Source organism: Nonomuraea sp. NPDC050680 (genome assembly GCF_040654555.1).
Classification (GTDB): Bacteria; Actinomycetota; Actinomycetes; order Streptosporangiales; family Streptosporangiaceae; genus Nonomuraea.
This window is the reverse complement of the sequence record NZ_JBFAIF010000015.1, coordinates 1-20,646: the sequence shown is the minus strand read 5'-3', so window position 1 is coordinate 20,646 and position 20,646 is coordinate 1. Positions and strand designations below refer to the sequence as shown.

The 20,646-nt window shown below is 68.9% G+C and carries 22 protein-coding genes; 12 read left to right on the top strand and 10 right to left on the bottom strand.

The features are described 5' to 3' along the window. Window positions 1–8: 8 nt before the first annotated feature. From AB0H88_RS36335 to AB0H88_RS36320, 4 genes are all read right to left on the bottom strand, one after another. Window positions 9–1,382: a VWA domain-containing protein gene (locus AB0H88_RS36335; RefSeq protein WP_357652619.1), complete on the bottom strand. Its 1,374-nt coding sequence runs from the start codon at window positions 1,380–1,382 to the stop codon at window positions 9–11. Continuing rightward, window positions 1,379–2,773, bottom strand: a complete 1,395-nt coding sequence (locus tag AB0H88_RS36330) for a hypothetical protein (RefSeq protein WP_357652617.1) — start codon at window positions 2,771–2,773, stop codon at window positions 1,379–1,381. The genes AB0H88_RS36335 and AB0H88_RS36330 overlap by 4 nt, the downstream gene beginning before the upstream one ends. Beyond that, on the bottom strand, window positions 2,773–3,294 hold the full coding sequence (locus AB0H88_RS36325; protein WP_357652615.1) for a hypothetical protein: 522 nt from the start codon (window positions 3,292–3,294) through the stop codon (window positions 2,773–2,775). Before AB0H88_RS36325 ends, AB0H88_RS36330 begins: the two co-directional genes overlap by 1 nt. 246 nt (window positions 3,295–3,540) lie before the next feature. Beyond that, window positions 3,541–5,928 (bottom strand): excinuclease ABC subunit UvrA, encoded by a 2,388-nt coding sequence (locus tag AB0H88_RS36320; protein ID WP_357653005.1) that lies wholly within the window; start codon window positions 5,926–5,928, stop codon window positions 3,541–3,543. Window positions 5,929–6,193: 265 nt separating this feature from the next. On the opposite strand from AB0H88_RS36320, the gene AB0H88_RS36315 reads away from it, so the two are divergent. The 8 genes from AB0H88_RS36315 (at window position 6,194) to AB0H88_RS36280 (ending at window position 13,401) form a co-directional block, all read left to right on the top strand. Beyond that, window positions 6,194–7,231, top strand: coding sequence for a sporulation protein (locus AB0H88_RS36315; RefSeq protein ID WP_357652613.1), 1,038 nt, complete (start codon window positions 6,194–6,196; stop codon window positions 7,229–7,231). Window positions 7,232–7,382: 151 nt separating this feature from the next. Then, a complete protein-coding gene (locus AB0H88_RS36310) occupies window positions 7,383–8,522 on the top strand; it encodes a serine hydrolase domain-containing protein (RefSeq protein ID WP_357652611.1) in 1,140 nt (379 codons plus the stop codon). 683 nt (window positions 8,523–9,205) lie between these two features. After that, window positions 9,206–9,352 (top strand): hypothetical protein, encoded by a 147-nt coding sequence (locus AB0H88_RS36305; protein ID WP_357652609.1) that lies wholly within the window; start codon window positions 9,206–9,208, stop codon window positions 9,350–9,352. 98 nt (window positions 9,353–9,450) lie between these two features. Further along, window positions 9,451–9,834, top strand: a complete 384-nt coding sequence (locus AB0H88_RS36300) for a group 1 truncated hemoglobin (protein WP_357652607.1) — start codon at window positions 9,451–9,453, stop codon at window positions 9,832–9,834. Window positions 9,835–9,891: 57 nt separating this feature from the next. Next, window positions 9,892–10,956 carry a globin domain-containing protein gene (locus AB0H88_RS36295; RefSeq protein ID WP_357652606.1) on the top strand — a complete coding sequence of 355 codons (1,065 nt, stop codon included), beginning with the start codon at window positions 9,892–9,894 and terminating at the stop codon, window positions 10,954–10,956. Beyond that, entirely contained in the window at window positions 10,953–11,645 is a 693-nt protein-coding gene (locus tag AB0H88_RS36290; protein ID WP_357652604.1) for a DivIVA domain-containing protein, read from the top strand. Before AB0H88_RS36295 ends, AB0H88_RS36290 begins: the two co-directional genes overlap by 4 nt. A 286-nt stretch (window positions 11,646–11,931) precedes the next feature. Next, window positions 11,932–12,078 carry a hypothetical protein gene (locus AB0H88_RS36285; RefSeq protein WP_357652602.1) on the top strand — a complete coding sequence of 49 codons (147 nt, stop codon included), beginning with the start codon at window positions 11,932–11,934 and terminating at the stop codon, window positions 12,076–12,078. A gap of 192 nt (window positions 12,079–12,270) precedes the next feature. After that, window positions 12,271–13,401, top strand: coding sequence for a M20 family metallopeptidase (locus AB0H88_RS36280; protein ID WP_357652600.1), 1,131 nt, complete (start codon window positions 12,271–12,273; stop codon window positions 13,399–13,401). Here AB0H88_RS36280 and AB0H88_RS36275 read toward each other — a convergent pair. Then, a complete protein-coding gene (locus tag AB0H88_RS36275) occupies window positions 13,385–13,669 on the bottom strand; it encodes a hypothetical protein (protein WP_357652598.1) in 285 nt (94 codons plus the stop codon). The two genes, AB0H88_RS36280 and AB0H88_RS36275, sit on opposite strands and share 17 nt — an antisense overlap. 256 nt (window positions 13,670–13,925) lie before the next feature. Between AB0H88_RS36275 and AB0H88_RS36270 the strand changes: the two genes are divergently transcribed. Beyond that, complete coding sequence (locus AB0H88_RS36270; protein ID WP_357652596.1) at window positions 13,926–14,813, top strand: hypothetical protein; 888 nt, start codon at window positions 13,926–13,928, stop codon at window positions 14,811–14,813. Window positions 14,814–14,941: 128 nt separating this feature from the next. Here the strand turns inward: AB0H88_RS36270 and AB0H88_RS36265 are convergent, their stop codons facing one another. Together AB0H88_RS36265 and AB0H88_RS36260 are read right to left on the bottom strand one after the other, a co-directional pair. After that, window positions 14,942–15,469, bottom strand: coding sequence for a hypothetical protein (locus tag AB0H88_RS36265; RefSeq protein WP_357652594.1), 528 nt, complete (start codon window positions 15,467–15,469; stop codon window positions 14,942–14,944). Window positions 15,470–15,969: 500 nt separating this feature from the next. Beyond that, window positions 15,970–16,470 carry a hypothetical protein gene (locus tag AB0H88_RS36260; RefSeq protein ID WP_357652592.1) on the bottom strand — a complete coding sequence of 167 codons (501 nt, stop codon included), beginning with the start codon at window positions 16,468–16,470 and terminating at the stop codon, window positions 15,970–15,972. 603 nt (window positions 16,471–17,073) lie between these two features. Between AB0H88_RS36260 and AB0H88_RS36255 the strand changes: the two genes are divergently transcribed. From AB0H88_RS36255 to AB0H88_RS36245, 3 genes are read left to right on the top strand one after another with little or no spacing between them, the layout of a single operon-like run. Continuing rightward, entirely contained in the window at window positions 17,074–17,757 is a 684-nt protein-coding gene (locus AB0H88_RS36255) for a CBS domain-containing protein (protein WP_357652590.1), read from the top strand. Between the two features lie 2 nt (window positions 17,758–17,759). Continuing rightward, window positions 17,760–18,356, top strand: coding sequence for a CBS domain-containing protein (locus AB0H88_RS36250; protein ID WP_357652589.1), 597 nt, complete (start codon window positions 17,760–17,762; stop codon window positions 18,354–18,356). A gap of 5 nt (window positions 18,357–18,361) precedes the next feature. Continuing rightward, on the top strand, window positions 18,362–19,069 hold the full coding sequence (locus tag AB0H88_RS36245) for a CBS domain-containing protein (protein WP_357652587.1): 708 nt from the start codon (window positions 18,362–18,364) through the stop codon (window positions 19,067–19,069). An 81-nt stretch (window positions 19,070–19,150) separates the two neighbouring features. Here AB0H88_RS36245 and AB0H88_RS36240 read toward each other — a convergent pair whose 3' ends face one another. The 3 genes from AB0H88_RS36240 to AB0H88_RS36230 form a co-directional block, all read right to left on the bottom strand. Beyond that, window positions 19,151–20,026 carry a universal stress protein gene (locus AB0H88_RS36240; RefSeq protein ID WP_357652585.1) on the bottom strand — a complete coding sequence of 292 codons (876 nt, stop codon included), beginning with the start codon at window positions 20,024–20,026 and terminating at the stop codon, window positions 19,151–19,153. Window positions 20,027–20,240: 214 nt separating this feature from the next. Then, a complete protein-coding gene (locus AB0H88_RS36235) occupies window positions 20,241–20,393 on the bottom strand; it encodes a hypothetical protein (RefSeq protein WP_357652583.1) in 153 nt (50 codons plus the stop codon). Window position 20,394: 1 nt separating this feature from the next. Further along, window positions 20,395–20,646: DUF1876 domain-containing protein (locus AB0H88_RS36230; protein ID WP_357652581.1), on the bottom strand; the 252-nt coding region annotated here is incomplete at its 5' end.

The window sequence follows — 20,646 nt, the reverse complement described above, 5'->3', positions numbered from 1 at the left end:
CGGGTCTCCTAGGTGAGGAAGTTCTTGAGCTCGAGCACGAGTTTGCGGATGTGGCCGGAGATCACGGGGGTGCCCAGGTCCTTGAGCTTTTCGCGGAACCACTGGTCCACGCTGGCGTACCCCGAGCTGTTCACGGAGCCGACCGGGATGAACTTGACCCCCGAACGATGCAGGGAGGTGAAGTCGTCGATCAGCGACCGGTTGTCGTAGAAGTCGGAGATCCAGACCATCACGGTGTTGCGTGGGTCGACGATCTTCGGCCGGGCCAGGGCCATCGCGACCGTGCCGTCGGTGCCGCCGCCGAGCGTCGTGCGCAGCAGCACCTCGAACGGGTCCTTCACCCACGGCGTCAGGTCGAGCGCGCGGGTGTCGTAGGCGACCAGGTGCACGTCCACCTTGGGCAGCCCGGCGAAGATCGACGCCAGGATGGTGCAGTTGACCATCGAGTCGACCATCGACCCCGACTGGTCCACCACCACGATCAGCCGGGCCGGAGTCGTCCGCCTGGCCGTGTGCCGGTAGAACAGCCGGTCCACGTACAGCCGCTCGTCCTCCGGGCTCCAGTTGGTGAGGTTCTTCCAGATCGTCCGCTCGATGTCGAGGTTGCGGAACACCCGCTTCGGCGGCACCGACTTGTCGATCTTGCCGACGCTGGTCTTCTCGACCTGCGTACGGAGCACCTCGGCGACCTCGTCGACAAACCTGCGGATCAGCGCCTTGGCGTTGGCCAGGGCGACTCCGGAGAGGTTGTCCTTGTCGCGCAGGAGCTGCTCGATGAGCGACATGCTGGGATTGAGCTGGGCGGCCAGGGAGGAGTTGGACAGCACCTCGCGCAGGCGCATCCGGCGGACCAGGTCGCCTTCCAGGTTGGCCAGGACCTTGTTCAGCTCGGCGTCGTCGATTCCACGACCGCCACCGCCGGTGCCGAGCCCTCGGCCATGGCCGGATCCTTCGCCCTGCTCGTCGCCCTGCTCTCCTTCGCCTTGCCCGTTGCGGCCGCCGCCTCCCCCGAGTGCTTGCTTGAACCACCCGGCGTCCTTCTGCCAGGCGGCGAGCTGGCCGGCCGAGACGTCGCCCGTCCCGGTGGCGAAGACGTTGAGCAGGAGCTTGGAGATCAGTGCGGCCCTGCGCACCTGCTCACCGGAGTCCTCGGTGTCCTCGGCGTGGTCGAGCAGGCCGTCGAACTCGGCGGCCAGGTCGGGGAAGCGCTGCACGAGGTTGTTCACCGACACCGACGGATCGAGCAGGGCGGCCGGCAGGCCGACGTCGTCCACGACGGCCACGCTGGCCGACTCCAGGGCCGCCTGCTCCTCGGTGTTGAACACCCGGGCCAGCAGGCGCCAGTAGAGCACCTGCCGCCTGTTCTCGTTGTTGGCAGTCATTTGCGCAGCAGCCGTCCCGCCCGCTCGCGCAGCACGGCCACCGCGTCGCCGTTCTTGGTCGCGGACTTGGCGATCTTGGGGTCCGTCGGGCCCTGCGCCCAGTCGCCGTTGTGCGCGATGACCGGCTCCTTCTTGACCGTCCCCTGAACGGCGAGCGGCTGGAGCAGCCACCGGCCGGCGTCCCAGCGGAGCAGCCCGATACACGACTCGGAGCCGCGCACGATCGCGGGCGTGAGCGGGCCGCACGACGGCAGCCGGTCGATGTCCACCGTGATCGTCTTGCCGTCGAAGTCGAACACCATCGGATCGCCCTTAGGCACGGAGTAGCCCTCGACCAGCACCGGCTCGGCGAGGCGCACCGGGTGGCGCTCCAGCGGCGGCGTGGCGGGGGCGAGCGCGCTCCCCAGCTGGACCCGCGCCGTGGTGAACGGGTCCGCGGGCTTCCCCACCGTGGCCCGGTCGTCGTGCCACACCAGGTCGCCGCCGCCGAGCAGCGGCATGTCCTTGATGTCCAGGCTGCGATGCTCCGCCAGCGCGTTGAGCAACATCGGGGCTCCGGTCAGCAGCCGCCACACGGCCGGGCCGACGATCGTGTCCACCTTCGTGGCGGCGACGCTCGTACGCACCAGACGGCACTGACCGCCGTCGGCGGGCTCCAGGATCGCGTGGACCTGCGCCTGCACGGCGGTGGCGTGCTCGTGCATGTCCACGCCGAGCACCAGCAGCCGCCCGGACACCGGCTCGGCGTCGCCCGCGGGCAGGCCACTCGCCTGCGTGAGCATCAGCGCCCGCGCCCACAGGTCTGCCCAGCGCCGGGCGGGCACGACCTCCATCGTCGCGACCGGGCACGACGCACGCAGCTCGGCCGCCAGGCCGTCGATCAGGACGGCGAGACGGCGCAGCCGCGGCTCGGCCAGCAGCGCCTCCATCGTCTGGCTCACGGCGGAGACGAGGTCGTGGTCGACGCCTCGCCAGCCGGTGATGGCCAGCTCGTTGAGCCAGGACCGGCACCCGCTGAGCAGGTTGTCGCTCGTGCCGGCCGCCGGCGGCTCCGCCCAGGAGGCCCGCTCCCGGCCCAGCGCCGCGTCGAGGCGGCCCAGCAGGGCGTCGTGCACCGCGCCCAGCAGCGCGGTGCGCCCGCCGGCCAGCGCCGTGACGTTCTCCTCCGAGACCGAGCCCGCGGCGACCTTGGCCGCCGCCTCCCCCACCCGGTCGCCGAGCGGCGTGGCCGCCACCGCGCCGGCCAGGTCGGTCAGCGCCGAGGCGCGCTCCTCGCCGAGCCGGGCGAGGCCGTTCGTCAGGGCCTCGTCGAAGCCCGTCACCAGGTCGAGCGCCTCGCCGACACCAGGCAGGGGCTGGTCGACCAGTTCCGCCAGCTGCACGCTCAGCATCAGCCCACCGCCCCGGTGGACGGGAACCAGTGCAGCTCGGCGATGGGCTCGGTGGTCATGGGCAACTCCAGGTAGGCCAGGTGGCTCAGGAACCGGCTGAACACCTCGGCCCCCTGCGTACGCTCGACACCGCCATTCAGGTGGTAAGACAGCCTCTCCCCCTCGGCGAGCTCCACCCGCAGGTAGCCGGCGACCCGGTCCTGGCCGTACTGCAGCACCGCCTCATCGACCAGTGATCGCAGGTGCTTGCACATGTCGCCGTACAAGCCGCCGCACGGCCGGTTGTTGTTGGTGCTGCAGTTGTAGGTATGGGTCCCGGCGGTGACCGACGAGACGTAGACCCGGCTGATGTCCGAGCCGCTCGACACGACTCCCTGCAACCGCCCGTCGGCCATCTCGACGAAGGGCACCTTCGCCAGCTTGCGCGGTCTGACGGGCGAGACCACCCGTGCCACGCTGTGTTGCTCCCACGCCTGTTGCTCCCACGCCTGTTGCTCCCACGCGGTTCTGTCCGCGGTCACGCCTTTCGACCTCCAGCCCAGCGGCTCGCGGACGCCAGCCGGTGCGGCGGCACCTGTGCGAACGGCCGATCAGTGATCGCGTAATTTACCCCATTCGCGAGGATGTGCGGGGGCGTTTCGATCACCTCCGAGAGCGCACCCGACCTTGGCTTCGGCTATCGAAGTAAGAGGTATTGCCGCTAGGCGGTCCTTACGATTGGCTCGGCGCCGTACGATGGCCCGGCGCCGAGTCCGCGAGGGCCTCGGTCAGGTGCCGACGTAGGCCGCGAGGTGCTCGCCGGTGAGGGTGGAGCGGGCGGCGACGAGGTCGGCCGGTGTGCCCTCGAAGACGATCCGGCCGCCGTCGTGGCCGGCGCCCGGGCCGAGGTCGATGATCCAGTCGGCGTGCGCCATGACCGCCTGGTGGTGCTCGACGACGATGACCGACTTGCCCGAGTCGACCAGCCGGTCGAGCAGGCCGAGCAGCTGCTCGACGTCGGCGAGGTGCAGGCCGGTGGTCGGCTCGTCGAGGACGTACACGCCGCCCTTGTCGCCCATCCTGGTGGCCAGCTTGAGCCGCTGCCGCTCGCCGCCGGACAGCGTGGTGAGCGGCTGGCCGAGGCTGAGGTAGCCGAGCCCGACGTCGGCGAGCCGGTCGAGGATGGCGTGCGCGGCCGGCGTACGCGCCTCACCGGCGCCGAAGAACTTCTCGGCCTCGGTCACCGACATCGCGAGCACCTCGCTGATGTCGCGACCGGCGAGATGGTATTCCAGCACCGAGGCCTCGAACCGCTTGCCCTCGCACTCCTCGCAGGTGGTGGCGACCCCGGCCATCATCGCCAGGTCGGTGTAGATGACGCCGGCGCCCTTGCAGGTGGGGCAGGCACCCTCGGAGTTGGCGCTGAACAGCGCCGGCTTCACCCCGTTGGCCTTCGCGAACGCCTTGCGGATCGGGTCGAGCAGTCCGGTGTACGTCGCCGGGTTGCTCCGTCGCGAGCCGCGGATCGCGCCCTGGTCGATCGAGACCACTCCGTCCCGCCCCGACACCGAGCCGTGGATCAGCGAGCTCTTTCCCGAGCCCGCCACCCCGGTGAGGACGACCAGCATGCCGAGCGGGATGTCGACGTCGACGTCGCGCAGGTTGTTCGCCGTCGCGCCGCGGATCTCCAGCGTGCCGGTGGGCTCGCGCACCGTCTCCTTGAGGGCGGCCCGGTCGTCGAAATGGCGTCCGGTGATGGTGCCGCTGGCCCGCAGCCCCTCGACGGTGCCCTCGAAGCAGACGGTGCCGCCCGCCGTACCGGCGCCGGGACCGAGGTCGACGACGTGGTCGGCGATCGCGATCGCCTCCGGCTTGTGCTCCACCACGAGCACCGTGTTGCCCTTGTCGCGCAGCCGCAGCAGCAGGCCGTTCATCCGCTGGATGTCGTGCGGGTGCAGCCCGATCGTCGGCTCGTCGAAGACGTAGGTGACGTCGGTGAGCGACGAACCGAGGTGGCGGATCATCTTGACGCGCTGCGCCTCGCCGCCCGACAGCGTGCCCGACGACCGGTCGAGCGAGAGGTAGCCCAGCCCGATCTCCACGAACGAGTCGAAGGTGTGGCGCAGCTTCGCGAGCAGCGGCGCCACCGACGGCTCGTCGAGGCCATGGACCCATTCGGCCAGGTCGCTGATCTGCATCGCGCAGGCGTCGCCGATGTTGATCCCCTTGATCTTCGAGGACCGGACCGCCTCGCTGAGCCGGGTGCCACCGCACTCGGGGCAGGCGGTGAAGGTGACCGCCCGGTCCACGAAAGCCCGGATGTGCGGCTGCATCGCCTCCCGGTCCTTGGACAGGAACGACTTCTGGATCTTCGGGATCAGCCCCTCGTAGGTGAGGTTGACGCCGTTGACGTTCACCTTGGTCGGCTCGCGGTGGAGGAAGTCGTAGCGCTCGGTCTCGGTGTAGTCGCGGATCGGCTTGTCCGGGTCGATGAAGCCCGACTGGGCGAAGATCCCCACTGTCCACCAGCTGTCCGTCTTGTAGCCGGGGATGGTGATCGCGCCTTCGGCGATCGATTTGGAGTCGTCGAAGAGCTGGGTCAGGTCGATGTCGTTCACCGATCCCATGCCTTCGCAGCGTGGGCACATACCGCCGGTGATGCTGAATTCGCGCCGCTCCTTGACCGCCTTCCCGCCGCGCTCCAGCGTGACCGCCCCCGCTCCGCTGATGGAGGCGACGTTGAAGGAGTACGCCTGGGGCGAGCCGATGTGCGGCTGCCCGAGCCGGCTGAACAGGATGCGCAGCATCGCGTTGGCGTCGGTGACGGTGCCCACGGTGGAGCGGACATTGGCGCCCATCCGCTCCTGGTCGACGATGATCGCTGTGGTCAGACCGTCGAGCACGTCGACCTCGGGCCGCGCCAACGTCGGCATGAATCCCTGTACGAAGGCGCTGTAGGTCTCGTTGATCAGCCGCTGCGACTCGGCGGCGATCGTGTCGAACACCAGCGAGCTCTTGCCCGAGCCGGAGACGCCGGTGAACACCGTCAGCCGGCGCTTCGGGAGCTCGACATCGACGTCCTTGAGGTTGTTCTCGCGAGCGCCGTGCACGCGGATCAGATCGTGGTTGTCGGCGACGTGCGGCTCAGGCGACTGCGTGTCCGTACTCGTGGCCATGCTCATCCTGTCTCCATCTTTTAGGCGGGGCCGCCGTCGCGCTCCCCGTCAGGTCGCCCCGGCAACGGCCCCCTGTCTACCTGATCGGCGGCGCGGGCCGGAACCGGCAGCCGCCCGCCACGGCGCAGCCGGCTTCTCGGTCAGGCTAGGCGCGGCTCGGTGACCCGCGCTTCTCGAATCCTGACCGCCCCGGAACCCGGCCCTCGCATTGATCGTTGTGACGGGCGGCTGACACAACCGATCCCGACGACAGGGAGACAACAGCGTGGTCTTCAAACGGATGCTGGGCGCCTTCGGCGTGGGCGCGCCCTCGGTGGACACCGTCCTTTCCAGCCCGCGGATCAAGCCAGGTGGGCAGCTGGCCGGGCAGGTACGGCTCAAGGGCGGCGACTTCGACGCCGAGATCGAGCACATCACCCTCGGCCTCGTGGCGCGGGTGGAGATCGAGCACGGCGACGGGGAGCACGGCGGGCTCGGCGAGTTCTCCCGCGTCCAGGTCTCGGGCCCGTTCACGCTGCGCGAGGGCGAGAACCGCACTCTCGACTTCCAGATCCCGGTGCCATGGGAGACGCCGATCAGCGAGATCGACGGCCAGCACCTGAGTGGCATGGCTCTGGGCGTACGCACCGAGCTGGCCATCGCCAAGGCCGTGGACAAGGGCGACCTGGACATGATCGCGGTCGAACCCCTGCCCTCCCAGCTCCGCATCCTCCAGGCGTTGCTGCGGCTCGGCTTCCACTTCAAGTCCGCCGACCTGGAAGCCGGCCACCTGTACGGAGTGCACCAGGACCTGCCGTTCTACCAGGAGATCGAGTTCTACCCGCCCGCCCAGCACGCCGGCGTCCTGGGCGAGGTCGAGCTGACCTTCGTGGCGAGCCCGGCCGGGCTGGAGGTCATCTTGGAGGCCGACAAGCGGGCCGGCCGTTACTCCGGCGACGCCATCGGCCGCTTCCACGTCAGCCACGACGACGCGCTGCACACCGACTGGTCCAGCGAGCTCGACCGCTGGCTGACCGGCCTGGCCCAGCACGGCGGTCATGGACCCGGCCCGCACGGCGGTTACGGACCCGGCCCGCACGGCGGTTACGGACCCGGCTCGCACGGCGGTTACGGACCCGGCTCGCACGGCCACATGGAGCATCACGAGGGCTACGGACACCACGACGACCACCGCCGCGGCGGCGGTCCCGGTTGGGGAACGGTGGCCGCGGCCGGAGCCGCGGGCCTGGTGGGCGGATTCGTCGCGGCCGAGGTGGCCGAAGAGATCTTCGAAGGCGACGAGGAAGAAGGCGGCGACTGGTAGCGCTGAGCCGGGTGGCGGGCCGTGACGGCCCGCCCGAACGCCGGTAGTGCTGGCTGTACCTCCGAACTCCAGCGAGTGGGATCGATCAAGAGGTGGTCCGGCCGACAAGCTTGTGGCATCGCGAACGAGCCACCAAGCAGGGAGCCCCCCGATGTCGTACCCCACCACCAAGCGTCGCAGCCGGCTGGCCCTGGCGGCGGTGACCGTCGCCGCGCTGAGCGGCCTCGGCCTGACCGCCGCACCGGCGAACGCCGACACCGACCTTGTGCAGAAGAGCCTGGACGCCCTGGTCGCCGTCGACAAGTACCCCGGCGCCCTGGCGGCCGTGCGTGGCCGTGACGGGCGGACTCACAACTACACCGCCGGGGTGGCCGACCTGGAGACCAAGGCGAAGGTCCCCGTCGACGGGCAGGTACGCATCGCCAGCAACACCAAGATGTTCACCGCCACGGTCGTCCTGCAGCTGGTCGGCGAGGGCAAGATCGACCTGGACGCGAAGGTCGAGACGTACCTGCCCAAGGTGGTGCGCGGCAAGGGCGTCGACGGTCGCAAGATCACGGTCCGGCAGTTGCTGCAGCACACCAGCGGCCTGGCCGACTACGACGACGTCCTGATCAAGGACTACCTGGCCATCCAGCACACCCACTACGAGCCACGCGAGCTCGTGGACGCGGCGCTGACCAGCAAGAACTCGCCTACACACGGCTGGAGCTACAGCAACACCAACTACGTGGTGGCCGGGCTCATCGCGCAGAAGGTCACCGGCCGGCCGATCGGCGAACAGATCACCCAGCGGATCATCAAGCCGCTCGGGCTGCGCAGAACGTACTGGCCGGCTCTCGGCGACCAGACCATCAGCGGCCCGCACCCCAAGGGCTACTACGCCGCCAAGTCCGGCGACCCGTACACCGACGTCACCACGATGGACCCTTCCATGGCCTGGGCGGCCGGACAGCTGATCTCCACCCCCACCGACCTCAACCGTTTCATGAGCGCCCTACTGGACGGCAAGCTGCTCGAGCCCGAACAGCTCAAGCAGATGAAGACCACCGTCGACGCCCCCGGCTTCGACACCGTCGGCGGCTCCCGCTACGGGCTCGGCCTGGCCACCTTCAAACTCAGCTGCGGCGGCTACGCCTGGTCCCACGGCGGGTCCGCCCCCGGCTACGCCACCGCCAACGCCGTCACCGACGACGGCAGAGCCGCCACCATCGCCGTCACCGCACTGCCCACCGAACTCTCCGCCTTCAAACACTTCGAAGCCGCCCTTGACACCGCCCTGTGTGAATAACCGCAGGCAGCAGCCTCCAGGAGAGCGACGGCCCCGTCATCGGAGGGCCGTCGCTCTGTTTTCGAGCGAACCGTCATTCAGCGTTGAATGCGCACGTCTCAATGCCGCGAATACGCCGCGTTTCCCCAGGTCAGCAGTAAAGCATGAACAGCAGGTTCGCCTTTTTGAAGGGTTCAGACGTCCCCGGCCAACTTGACTCGGCCATTCCAGAAAGGACGGACAGCATGCGTCGGCTAAATATGGAACGGTCCCGACTCATCGACTGCCCCGGCCGGGTGCGTGCTATCGACCAGGACGTCCGCTTCGAAGTCGCGCCCCAGGTCCAGGCCCAGGCCCGCACCGCGAAGAGGCGCTCTCCTTTGACATTGTCATCTAGATCGTCATGAACCGATAGAGTCAGACCCGGTTGTGCCACAGGTAGTCACGGAGAAGCCAGGGCAACGACCGGAATTGACCGCGGAGTGGCTATGCGTAAAAGGCGACACGCTCTGTGAGCGACGAGTTGCCAGCACCTTGGTCACCCCCTAGTGTGCCTGAGGCATATTCACGTGTTCGGACACCTGAAGGGTTAAGGGCCGGTACAGGTATTCGACCTGCACAGGATCCGCTCTATGGGGGCATGAATGGCGCTCAGACCGCGCACGGCTTCGGCCGTGGTGGTGCCAGCGGCAATGGAGTGCGGCGTGATCCGACCGCCGCGGCCCGAGGCCGCCGCCTTCGACATGCCCGCCGACCCCTTGCCGTGCACTGAACGCGCGGAGCCGGTCGTGGCCCGCAGGAAGATGACAGACGTGACCTCCACCGAGTGGGAGGCCCAAACCGCCGACTGACGCCCGTCCAGCCGGACGGGCGCTCGCAACAAGCGGAGAACCAAGGAAATTGACCCCATGTACCCGCACGTGCATGTGTGTCCGATTTAGGAGGTTTTGTGGTAGCTGTGGTTTCGGACTATGACAAGATCGGTGGCGCTCCCACCGTCCGTGAAGCGGTGGACCGCTTCTACACGGTCGTGGTGGACACTCCCGACCTCAAGCCGTACTTCGACGGCATCGACATGGCGCGGCTCAAGCGGCACATGGTCATGCTGCTGTGCTCCGTCCTCGGTGGCCCCGAGGTGTACGAGGGCCACGACCTGGTCGACGCGCACCGTGGCATGGGCATCACCGATGAGCACTATGACCTGGTCGGCGACATACTCGTCACGGTGCTCCGGGACCTCGGCGCCGATGAGGAGGTCGTGGGGAACGTCGTGACGGTCCTGGGCCAGGTGCGCGGCTCCATCGTGGACAAGCCCGCAGAGGCAGCCGGGTAAGTGGACACGCAAGCCTTAAAGGACAGCTGGCACCAGGTCGCCCGGTCGGGTGATCAGGTGCCGCTGTTCTTTTACTCAGCCCTCTTCCTGATGTACCCCGAGACACGCGCGCTGTTCCCGGTGTCCATGGCCACCCAGCGGGATCGGCTCGTCAGCGCGCTGGGGCGCGTCGTCAGCAACGTCGACCATGTGGAAGACGTGGTTCCGTTTCTCCAGCAACTCGGCCGCGACCACCGCAAGTTCGCCGTGGTCACGCAGCACTACCCCGCTGTCGGGCAGGCCCTCCTGGCCACCCTGCAGCACTTCCTCGGTGATCGCTGGACACCTGCTCTGGCCAACGACTGGACGCAGGCGTACGGCCTGGTCGCGAAGGTGATGACCGAGGCGGCCGAAGAGGCGTCGGCCACGACGCCGCCCTGGTGGGAGGGCGAGATCATCCTGCACGAGCCGCGCGCCCCCGGCATCGCGGTGATCCGGGCTCGCCTGAACTACCCATACCCCTTCCGCGCGGGCCAGTTCGCGTCGATCTCGGTCGCGCTGCGACCGAAAATGTGGCGTTTCTACTCCTTCGCCAACGCACCGCGCCGCGACAACACTATTGACCTGCACGTACGGGTGGTCGACGGTGGCGCGGTCAGCACGGCCCTGGTGCACGGCGCGCAACGCGGCGACGCCCTGAAGGTCGGCGCACCGCTGGGCGACCGGTTGACGCTCGGCACGAACCTGCCCAGGGATCTCCTCCTGATCGCCGGCGGCACGGGCCTGGCTCCCCTCAAGGCGCTCGTGGAGCAGGTGGCCTACGAAGGGGCGCGCTGCAACATCCGCCTCTTCGTGGGTGCCCGGACAGCCCGCGAGCTGTACGACATCGAGGCGCTGTCCAAGCTCGACGCCGAGCACCCGTGGTTGAGCGTCGTGCCGGTCGTGTCCCATGACGCGCTCTACCGCGGTGAGCACGGCTATGTGGTGGACGTCGCCCTGAAGGCCTGGCGCGGCCAGGACGTCTTCGTATGCGGCTCCGAAGAGATGGTTCAGAGCACGATCGCCCGGCTGCTGGACGCCGGCGTGCCGGCCGAGCAAATCCGCTTCGACGAATTCACCAGTGCTGGAGGTAGGGAGCAGTGACGGGAGAGACGCCATGGGCGCATAACCCTTCGAACGACCGCCAGCCACTGACGCCGGATCGGGTACGGAACAAGGACTTCTCACGCGCCAAGCTCGGGAGCCGCGGCTACAACGCGGATGAGGTGCGTACGTTCCTCTACCGCATGGCCGACGACATAGCGGCCGGCGACACGGAGAAGGCCGAGCTGCGCGCGGAGGTCGACCGTCTGCGCAACTGGTTCAAGGACCACGGCCATGACACCGCCCCGGGCGCCTCGGCCAGGCTCAACGTCGACGCGGTCAACCTCCTCTCCCGCGCTCAGCAGACGGCGGACGCCCAGATAGCCGAAGCGGAGGACTACGCCCGCAGGCTGGTGGGCCAAGCGCGCCAGCAGTACGAGCAGATCCTCCAGGAAGCGCAGCAGCAGGCGGAGGAGGCCGCCAGCCAGGCGGTCAACGTCTATCGTTCGAGCGGAGAGGTCCACTCGGTCGAAGCCGAGGAACTGGAACGCCGCATCGCCTACCTGCGCACCTTCGCGGAGGTCACCCAGGTCCAGTTGCGCGCGGTCCTCGAAGGGCTGGCCAACGAGGTCAACAAGCTGGGCAGCCTGCCGGAGACGAGCCGACAGGCCGTCGCCTACTCCTCCTTGGGCTCCTCCGCAGGCTCCTCCGCGGGCTCCTCCTCAGGTTTCTCCACAGGCCCGGACTAGTTCCGGCCAGACCGGCCACCCGAGAGGTCACCGACGACTGGAACCCGCAGACCAAGAGCATTTCCCGCATGCCGCGTGCGGCCACAGCCGGGGGCATGTGTCGGCCGGGGTCTTTGGCCTGCCCTGCACCTAGAGATCCGCGTCACCGCGAGCGTCCCCTACCGAGACTCGCGGTAGGCGGCTGGGTCACAGTTCGGGGCACGTGATCAATCGCCACGCCTGAACCAGGCGATCATGGGTAGCGCTGAGCAACCACACCCGTAACACCGAACGGACGGAAGCCAGCATGCTCAGTCTCATTCTGCTCATCTTCGCCCTGGCCTGCTTCGTGCTCGCCGCCTTCAACGTCGGCGGCGGCCGCGTCAACCTCATCGCCCTCGGCCTGGCCCTCTGGGTACTGACGGAGATCATCCCCCACATCAGCGACTTATAGCGGCCGGCAGGCCTTGCGCTGCCGTCCTTGGGCAGGGACGGCAGCGCAAGGCCGAGCCCAAGAAGCACCGTGCGCGGGTCGAGGTTCGTACGAGCATACGAACGCGCACGGTTCTGCTGGCCGAACGGACGATGAGAAACGTCCCCACCAGCGGCAGCCTTGAGAAATCCGCGCATTGGAAGGACTCTCATCTTGATCACCGATTGGGCCCGGCAGGCCCTCCCGGCCATGCTCGACGACCTCAGGGCCCTGGTCGAGCTGGAAACCCACAGCTCCGACAAGGCCATGCTGATCAAGGGGCTGCGCGCGATCCGCGCCCGCTCCGTCGACCTCCTCGGCCCGCCCGATGAGGAAGTCCTGCACGACGGCGGGCCGTATGGCGACATCCTTGAGCTGACCTACCGGGGCACCGCACCAGGGACCGTGCTCATGCTCAGCCACTACGACACCGTCTGGCCCACGGGGACCCTGGCCGAGTGGCCGTTCACGGTGGTCGACGGTAAGGCCACCGGGCCGGGTGTGTTCGACATGAAGGCGGGCCTGGTGCAGTCGATCTGGGCGCTGCGCGGGCTGCGTGAACTGGGGCTGCCGCATCCGAGCGTGCGCTTCCTGTTCAACGGGGACGAGGAGATCGGCAGCCCGGCCTCGCGCGCGCATATCGAGGCCGCGAGCGCGGACGCGCTGGCGAGCCTGGTCTTCGAGGCGTCACTCGACGGCGCGCTCAAGACCGCCCGCAAGGGCGTGGGGCTGTTCGACCTGAGCGTGACCGGGGTGGAAGCACACGCGGGGCTCGACCCGGACGCGGGAGCGAGCGCGATCCACGCCCTGGCCGAGATCGTCACCACGCTGGCCGGCTCCGCCTCGCGCGAGCGCGGAACCACCGTGAACATCGGCCTGATCACCGGCGGCACCGGGCGCAACGTCGCGGCCGGTCACGCGAGCTGCGGGATCGACGTGCGAGTGACCGACCCGTCCGAGATGGGGCGGATCGACGGCGTGTTCGCCGGCCTGCGGGCCGCCGATCCGCGGGTGACGATCTCCGTGACCGGCGAGTGGAATCGACCGCCCATGACCCCGAACCCCGCCTCGCAGCGACTGTTCAAGGAGGCCCAGGAGGTGGCGGCCGGGCTCGGGTGGCAGCTGGACGAGGTGTCGGTCGGGGGCGCCAGCGACGGCAACTTCATCTCGGCGCTCGGGCGGCCCGTGCTGGACGGCATGGGCGCGGTGGGCGACGGGGCGCACGCTCGGCACGAGCACCTGCTGGTCGAGCACATCCCCAAGCGCCTGGCTCTGACGATCGGCCTGCTCACGGCTCTCGCCTGATGTCGTGACCGTAGAAACCAACTGATCCAGGGATGCTGGCGGTGACCGTGAAGCCTCCCTCACCGTCGTCCCCCGCGTTGAAAGTGCCGCCGAGCAGGGTCACCCGGCGGTCGAGCCCGGTCAGGCCCATCCCGGAGCCGGCGCTGATCAGCGTGGGATCGACGCTCCGCCGAGGCAGCACGTTACGCACCTCGACGTCGACCCGGTCGCCGGGATAGGCGATGGTGACGGTGACCGGCGCCCCGGGGGCGTGCTTGCGAGCAGGCATGACGCTTCGATCGGCATAGTCCGGCAGGCGCTCATCAAGGCGAGGACCGCCCCAGGCAATCCCTCGTGCGGGGGAGCAGGATCACCACGTGGGGGGACGCTGTCCGACCGGCGACTCCGGAAGGCTCGGTAGAGCAGAGATCGGCCGGTTGAGGAGGGTTCGGGGGCAGATGCTACGGGATTCGGTGGACGTTCCGAGTTTAGGTGCGCGATGGAGCCGGGTACGCAGGCTCGCCGGCTATGGCGCGGCGCTCAGCATGTCGCTGTACTTGGCCGTCAAGGTCGTCTGGATAGCGGCGGGCCTGTTCGGGCACGCTCCGGACGGTTACGGCACCGCGGACTGGGTGCTGCTGAACCTCGTCACCGTGGTGATGGCGGCGACCGGGATCGCCCTCGGGCTGGCGCTGGCCCAGCCGTGGGGCCGTCGGCTGGCGGCCGGACCGGTGATCTTCTTTTCGTGGGTGGGCGCGGGTTTTCTGGTCCCGATGCTTCCGTACGTGATGATCAGCAGCCTCCTCGGAGGCGACCAGGGCGACGGTTCCGGCTCGGCCGCGCAGGGGGAGGAGCTCTTCATCGCCATCGGCTTCGCCGGGATGGCGGTAGGGCTGGCCGTGGCCCTGCCGATCTACCTGAGGGAGCGATGGCCGCGGCCCTTCCTGGGCCGGGTCGGTGACGGCCCGACACACTCATCGGCGCTGGTGACGGCGGCGATCGCGGTGTCCGTCGGGCTGGGCCTGCTCTGGTCGTCCTGGGCGCTGGGCGGGACGCTGGGCTTCGACCCAGCTCATCGCGATCAGTTGGAGCTCAACGATCGGCTGTTGAATGGGAGCTCCGGGCTGTGGGCGCTGCTTGGGGCCTGGAGCGTGTGGACACTCACGCGTCGTCGCCCCGCCCGGCTCCGGCGGTGGGTTCCGATGACGCTGGCCTTCGGGGCGTCCGGCTCGATGTTCGCGTGGAGCGGTTGGAAGCTGCCGATGGCGATTCTGCGACCTGGCGGGTTCGTGACCGGTGAATACACGGTGGTGGCGATTGTCGAGCACGCCTTGGGCATCGGTGTGGGCCTGGCCCTTCTGGCCGCCGTCCTGAGGTCCGCTCGCGGGCACGACGCCCGCGGTGGCGGGCGTACGCCTGCCGATGCTGCCTAGCGCATCCGAAACCCCGCCCGAGACGGCCGGGGACAGATGCTGCCGGGCCTGCCGCTGACCGGCGCCCCTGCGCTGTCCAGTGATCCGGTGGACCGGCGCCTTGTCCCCCACCGGCGCGTAACGGGCCGCTACCTGAGGCAGTTCTGCGCGGTCAGGATCAGAACCACACCAACGACCATTCTCTTCGACACAAGGAAGATGTAGGACGCCTTGGGGTTGCCCGGCACGGTGGCGAAAGTCCCGAACATCGCGTTCTGCTTCAGGTTGGGGTAGGCGGCCTTCAGCTGCGCGGAGGTGGAGCCCCTGCCGATGCCCTGAGGGGTCTTGACGGTGCCAGGCCCGGAGATCGTGACCACGCCCTGCTTCTTCGAGATGAACAAGCCCGCCCGGTCGCCGCCGTAGCGCTGCGTCTTCAGGTCATAGGCCGAGCACTTGGTGGGAGCGTTGATGGTCTTGCGGACGATCAGCCCGGTCGCCTTGGCCTGCGCCTCGGTCATCCCAAGTTTCAGGCTGCCGTACCCGAACGGCCCCAACGTCGCCTTCTGGGCGGCGGGGGCGGCGTTCGCCACGGGCGCGACGCCCGCCAGCACGACCCCTCCGGCCAACGCCGCCACGAGCGCCGACCGACCGATCCGCAGGGCTATGGTCTGCTTCATAGTGCTTCCTCCATGATCGCGAATTGGCAAACCCTAGCCCGAATGCGGCTCGGTTGTGCGCGATTCATGCGATCAGCAGGCGCCCGCATGCCATGGCGTTCGGCGACGTCACGGATGCCAGCGGCGAAGGGCCGTCCAGCAAGTGCCGCTCGCCTCGACTCGCTGACGACCCTCAGAGTGACGCCCTGGCCACCACCCGGCAATCTGTGCTCGCAGGCAGGTCTCCAGCTCCTCCAGTTCTGGCATGGAGTGGAGGTCGGTGATGGTGGTGATTCTCGTCTTCCCCGGGACTTTCGTCCCTGATATGGCCGAAGGCCGCAGGGTTGGGGACGTTCGCCGGTGGTGGTCGGCGACGTCAGGCATCAAGCCGTCCCGTGCCGGCGCGGCGGCCAGGGCGCAAGGTCTCCGGGCGGTCCGCCGTTGTACCCGATCCGTGAGCAGGTGTGCCGGCACAGTGCGATGCCCGCCCTCGGGGTGGAGGGTGGGCATCGACGGGTCCGCTACTTGAGGTAGGGGTTGCGCTGGATGATGGGTAGCTTGCCGAGGCCGAGCGTGGTGCCGGCGCCTGCCAGGGCGAGGCCGACCAGGACGATGGCGTAGATGAGGTGTTCGTCCATGAAGGGGTTGTTGGCCAGGGGTAGTTCGGCGGCCCACATGAGGACCAGCATGAGGCTGCCGGTGATGGCGGCGATCCGCAGGCCGACGCCGAGGATGAGTGCGGCGCCGATGCCGAGCAGGCCGAGCATGAACAGCCAGTCCACCCAGGGCTGTCCGGCCAGGGAGCTGAAGAGGCCGCCGAGCGCGTTCTCGCCGGTGCCCTTGAGGAAGCCGGTGGTGGGGCTGCCGCCGGAGATCCAGGCGCGGTTGGCCGGGGTGGCGAAGCCCCACCCGAAGGTCTTGTCCAGGAACGCCCACAGGAAGATCCAGCCGATCGAGATCCGGGCGACCGCCCAGACATAATCGACCGAGCGAGCGTCGTTGTCCCTCGTGTCGACGTTCATGGGGGTTGAACGTGTGGTGGCCATGACGGCCCCCTTTCAGTGCGGATTCACTGCTCTTCTCACACCTCGATCACACCGTCTCCGGTGACCGGCGGGCAGTGCCGTACGACCCGCGCAGGCGGGACTTTCGGCACTTCGTACGGCGACGCCGGTCTCGGGGAGATACGCACCGCCACCGCGTCAACGGCGTCGTCGACATCATCGACAAGCTGATCTGGAAGCACGACGACTCCAAACGTGCCGGCGACTCCTTTTCCAGCCCGTCCTGACCCCGTAGGCGCCATTTCCCACACCGATGCTCCGAAGCGATCAGCGAGGGTCCTTGGCCCGTCCCGCTCGACCGCCGCCAAGGAGCACGGAGAGTGGCGGCGGCCGATGTCGATCCTGGACTACGGCCGACGGTCGTCAGCGTCACGATTCCCAGCCGTGCCACGACGGTGGATGCGCGGATCAGGATCGCACCCCGCGCTCCGCCGCAGTCTCCGCTGCTGCGCCGCCCGCGCTGACCAACGACCGCCGCCGTTGGGACTTACGGCCCTACCAGGCGCCCGGCTGCGGGGCTGTGATGAGGGCAACAGAACAGCCGACGAGAAGGGCTGACCCATGAAGCGCAGAACCGTCGCCGACGTGATGACCGCCAAGGTCGTCACGGTCACCGCGAGGACTCCGTTCAAGGACATCGCGGAGTCCTTGATCGCCGGCGGCATCAGCGCCGTTCCAGTGGTCGAAGACGACGGCCACGTCATCGGCATGGTGTCGGAGGCCGACCTGCTCCGCAAGGAGGAGTTCCGCGAGCAGTTCTACCGCGAGGGCTACCAGCCGCCGCTGCGCGCCCGGCTGCGCCACCCCAAGGGCAAGCAGAAGGCCGCCGGTGACACCGCGGGCGAGCTGATGACCAGCCCGCCGATCACCGTCTCGCCCCAGGCCCCGGCCGTCTCGGCCGCCCGGCTGATGGACGCCCACGACGTCAAGCGGCTCGCGGTCGTCGATGCGGACGGCCGTCTGGTCGGCATCGTCTCCCGCCGCGACCTGATCAAGCTGTTCCTGCGCTCCGACGACGACATCGCCGCCGAGGTGCGCGAGGACATCCTCGACCGTGGGCTGTGGGTGGACACCTCCGCCGTCGTCGTCCAGGTACGCCACGGAGTGGTGACACTGAGCGGCCGGATGGACCGCAAGACCGAGACCGCGATCGCCGTACGGATGACCGGCCGGGTCAACGGCGTGGTCGACGTCATCGACGAGCTCACCTGGAAGCACGACGACTCCAAGTGGGAGGCCAGATAACCATGCTCGTGCGCGAGGTCATGAGCAGCCCGGCCATCACTGTCCGCCGCACCGACCCGGTGCGGCAGGCCATCCGGGCGCTGCACGGCCATCACATCACCGCCGCCCCGGTCGTGGACGACGCCGACCACTTGGTCGGCGTCGTCAGCGAGCTCGACCTGCTGCGCGGCGAGTTCGAACCCGACCCCCGCGCCTCGGTACGGCCCGTCGGGCCGACTGCCGAACCGCCGCCCCGCCGGGTCACGGAGGTCATGACCCGCGAGGCCGTCACCGTGACCGAGACCACCGACGTCACCAAGGCCATCGACCTCATGGTCGGCAAGCGGATCAAGAGCCTGCCCGTCGTACAGGGGGACCGGATCGTGGGCATGGTCAGCCGCCGCGACCTGCTGGCCATGCTCGCCCGCTCGGACGAGCAACTGCGCCAGGACGTGGTCGCCGCATTGCGCGAGCACTACCCCTTCGGCCCCAGCTGGGACGTCGCCGTCCGCGACGGCGTGGCCCAGCTGAGCGGGCCGCCCCACCAGCACGCCGACCACATCGCCGACGTGCTCGCCCGCACCGTGCCCGGCATCGTCCGGGTCAGACACCTGAGGTGATCGCCATGAGAACGACCGTCGCGGACGTGATGACCACCGACGTAACCGCCGTCAACCACAAAGCCTCCTTCCACACCGTCGCCGACCTGCTCATCAGCAAAGCCGTCAGCGGCGTGCCCGTCCTCGGCGACGACAACCACGTGCTCGGCGTCGTATCCGAGGCCGACCTGCTGGCCAAGGAGGAATTCAAGGAGCTCTACTACGACGACGCCTACCGGCCGCCGCTATGCGCCCGCATCCGCCACGCCATGGGCAGCGAGGGCACCGGCTCCTACAAGGCGCTCGGCGAGACCGCCGGCGAGCTGATGACCGCGCCCGCCCACGTCACGACACCCGACTCCCCCGTCGTGGCGGCCGCCCGGCTGATGGACCGCCACGGCGTCAAGCGGCTGCCCGTCGTGGACGCGGACGGCAAACTCGTCGGCATCGTCAGCCGCCGCGACCTGCTCAAGGTCTTCCTCCGCGCCGACGAGGCGATCCGGGCGCTGGTACTGGCCGAGATCCCGACCAGCGCCATGTGGACCGACCCACAGGGCCTGGACGTCAAGGTGACCGAAGGCGTCGTCACCCTGAACGGGATCGTCAGCAGGCACACCGAAGCCATCGCCGCCGTCCGCATGGCCGAGAGCATCGACGGCGTCGTCGCCGTCCACGACGAACTCACCTGGAAGCACGACGACGTCATCGAAGTCCCGATGTGGGGCGGCGCCTGACCGGCGTCGATCACACGTGACATGAGGAGCACCGATGGACGGTGAGCTCCGATCTGGCGACCGTTGAGGAACCGAGCATGCTCATGACGCCCGCTCACTCCGTGGCCGGACCACCGCGACCGGGCAGGTGACGTGGTGCAGCACACCGCGGCTGACCGAGCCGAGCACCGCAGAGACGAAGCCGCCCATCCCACGCGAGCCCACCACGACCAGATCGGCCGAGGCCGATGCGTTCATAAGAGCGGCGACGGGGTGCTCGCAGAGCTGCTCATCGGTGAGCTCGACGTCTGGATATTTCTCCCGCCACGGGGTCACCGCCTCGCGGGCCGCACGCTGCTGCTGCTCGAAGGCGCTCTCCAGCGCGCTGCTGTAGGCGCGGGCGTACGGCGAGGACAGCGGCGCCTGCCAGGCGTAGACCACCCGCAAGCGGGCCTGGCGGGCACGCGCCTGGTCGATGGCGTACTCCATCGCCGCCCGCGCGCCCTTCGAGCCGTCGTAGCCCACCACGATCTGCCCGTGGACGGCCTCGACGGGCCCGCGCACGACGACGACGGGCCCGGCGGCATGCCCGGCCACGGCCATGCTGACCGAGCCGAGGACCATCCCGGTGAACCCGCCGAGTCCCCTGCTGCCCAGGACCACGCTGTCGGCCGAGACCGATTCGGCGATCAACTGCTCGATGACGTTGCCCTTGCGCAGGTCCGTGGTCACCTCCACGCCCGGCGCCAGCTCGCGCGCCCGGTCGGCGGCGGCCTGGAGCGCTTCGGCGCAGTACTCCGCCTGAGCCTCGTCCAGGCTGAGCGGCCACTGAGCCTCGCCCAGGCTGGGCGACCACTGCTCGCACACATGCACGAGGCGTAGCGAGCGCCCGCGGCGGCTCGCGTCAGCGGCCGCCCACTCCACCGCCGCGGTCGCCGAAGCGGAACCGTCCACGCCCACTATGATCTGTCCTGCCATCACGCACCTCTCTCGCCGATCCGGCCCCCACTGCGAAGCCTCGCGAACAGAGGTCCCGGCCGCCCGGGACTGAAGTCCCAAAACCGGATGCCGTTAATCCATGACCCGGAACTGGCCCCACCACCTTCGGATGCCCACTGACCATGCCTCGGACGCGGGTGGCGATGATGTCCTTAACGCTTCCGACCCCCGTTTTGACCAAGTCTGTAAACGATCAGCCTGGCTCCAGCTCAGGGCGCCGGAACCGCGAGGGCACCGTCGTCCAGCGGGCGTGGATCGCCGCCAGGGCCCGCCCGAGCGCCTGCTCCGGGGACACGCTTGTGTCGATCTCGATGGCATCAGACCAGGGCGCCACCTTCGCCGTCATGTCAGTGGCGATCGCCGGGCCGCTGCCCGGCCAGTTCGGCGATGTCCTCGGCTGTGACGACCAGCAACTTGTGTGCCAGGTCGGCCAGCGCGCGGCCGACCGCCAGCTCATCACCGATCTCTGGCACCGATCGGTCGATCGGATTACGGTGCGCACTTCCGACCCCGGTCAGGCTGGTCCTGTCCCGAGTGAGCAGGATCGCTCGGGCAGAGGTGCCGTCGCCCTCTTCTGTGATGTCGATCCGTACGGACCA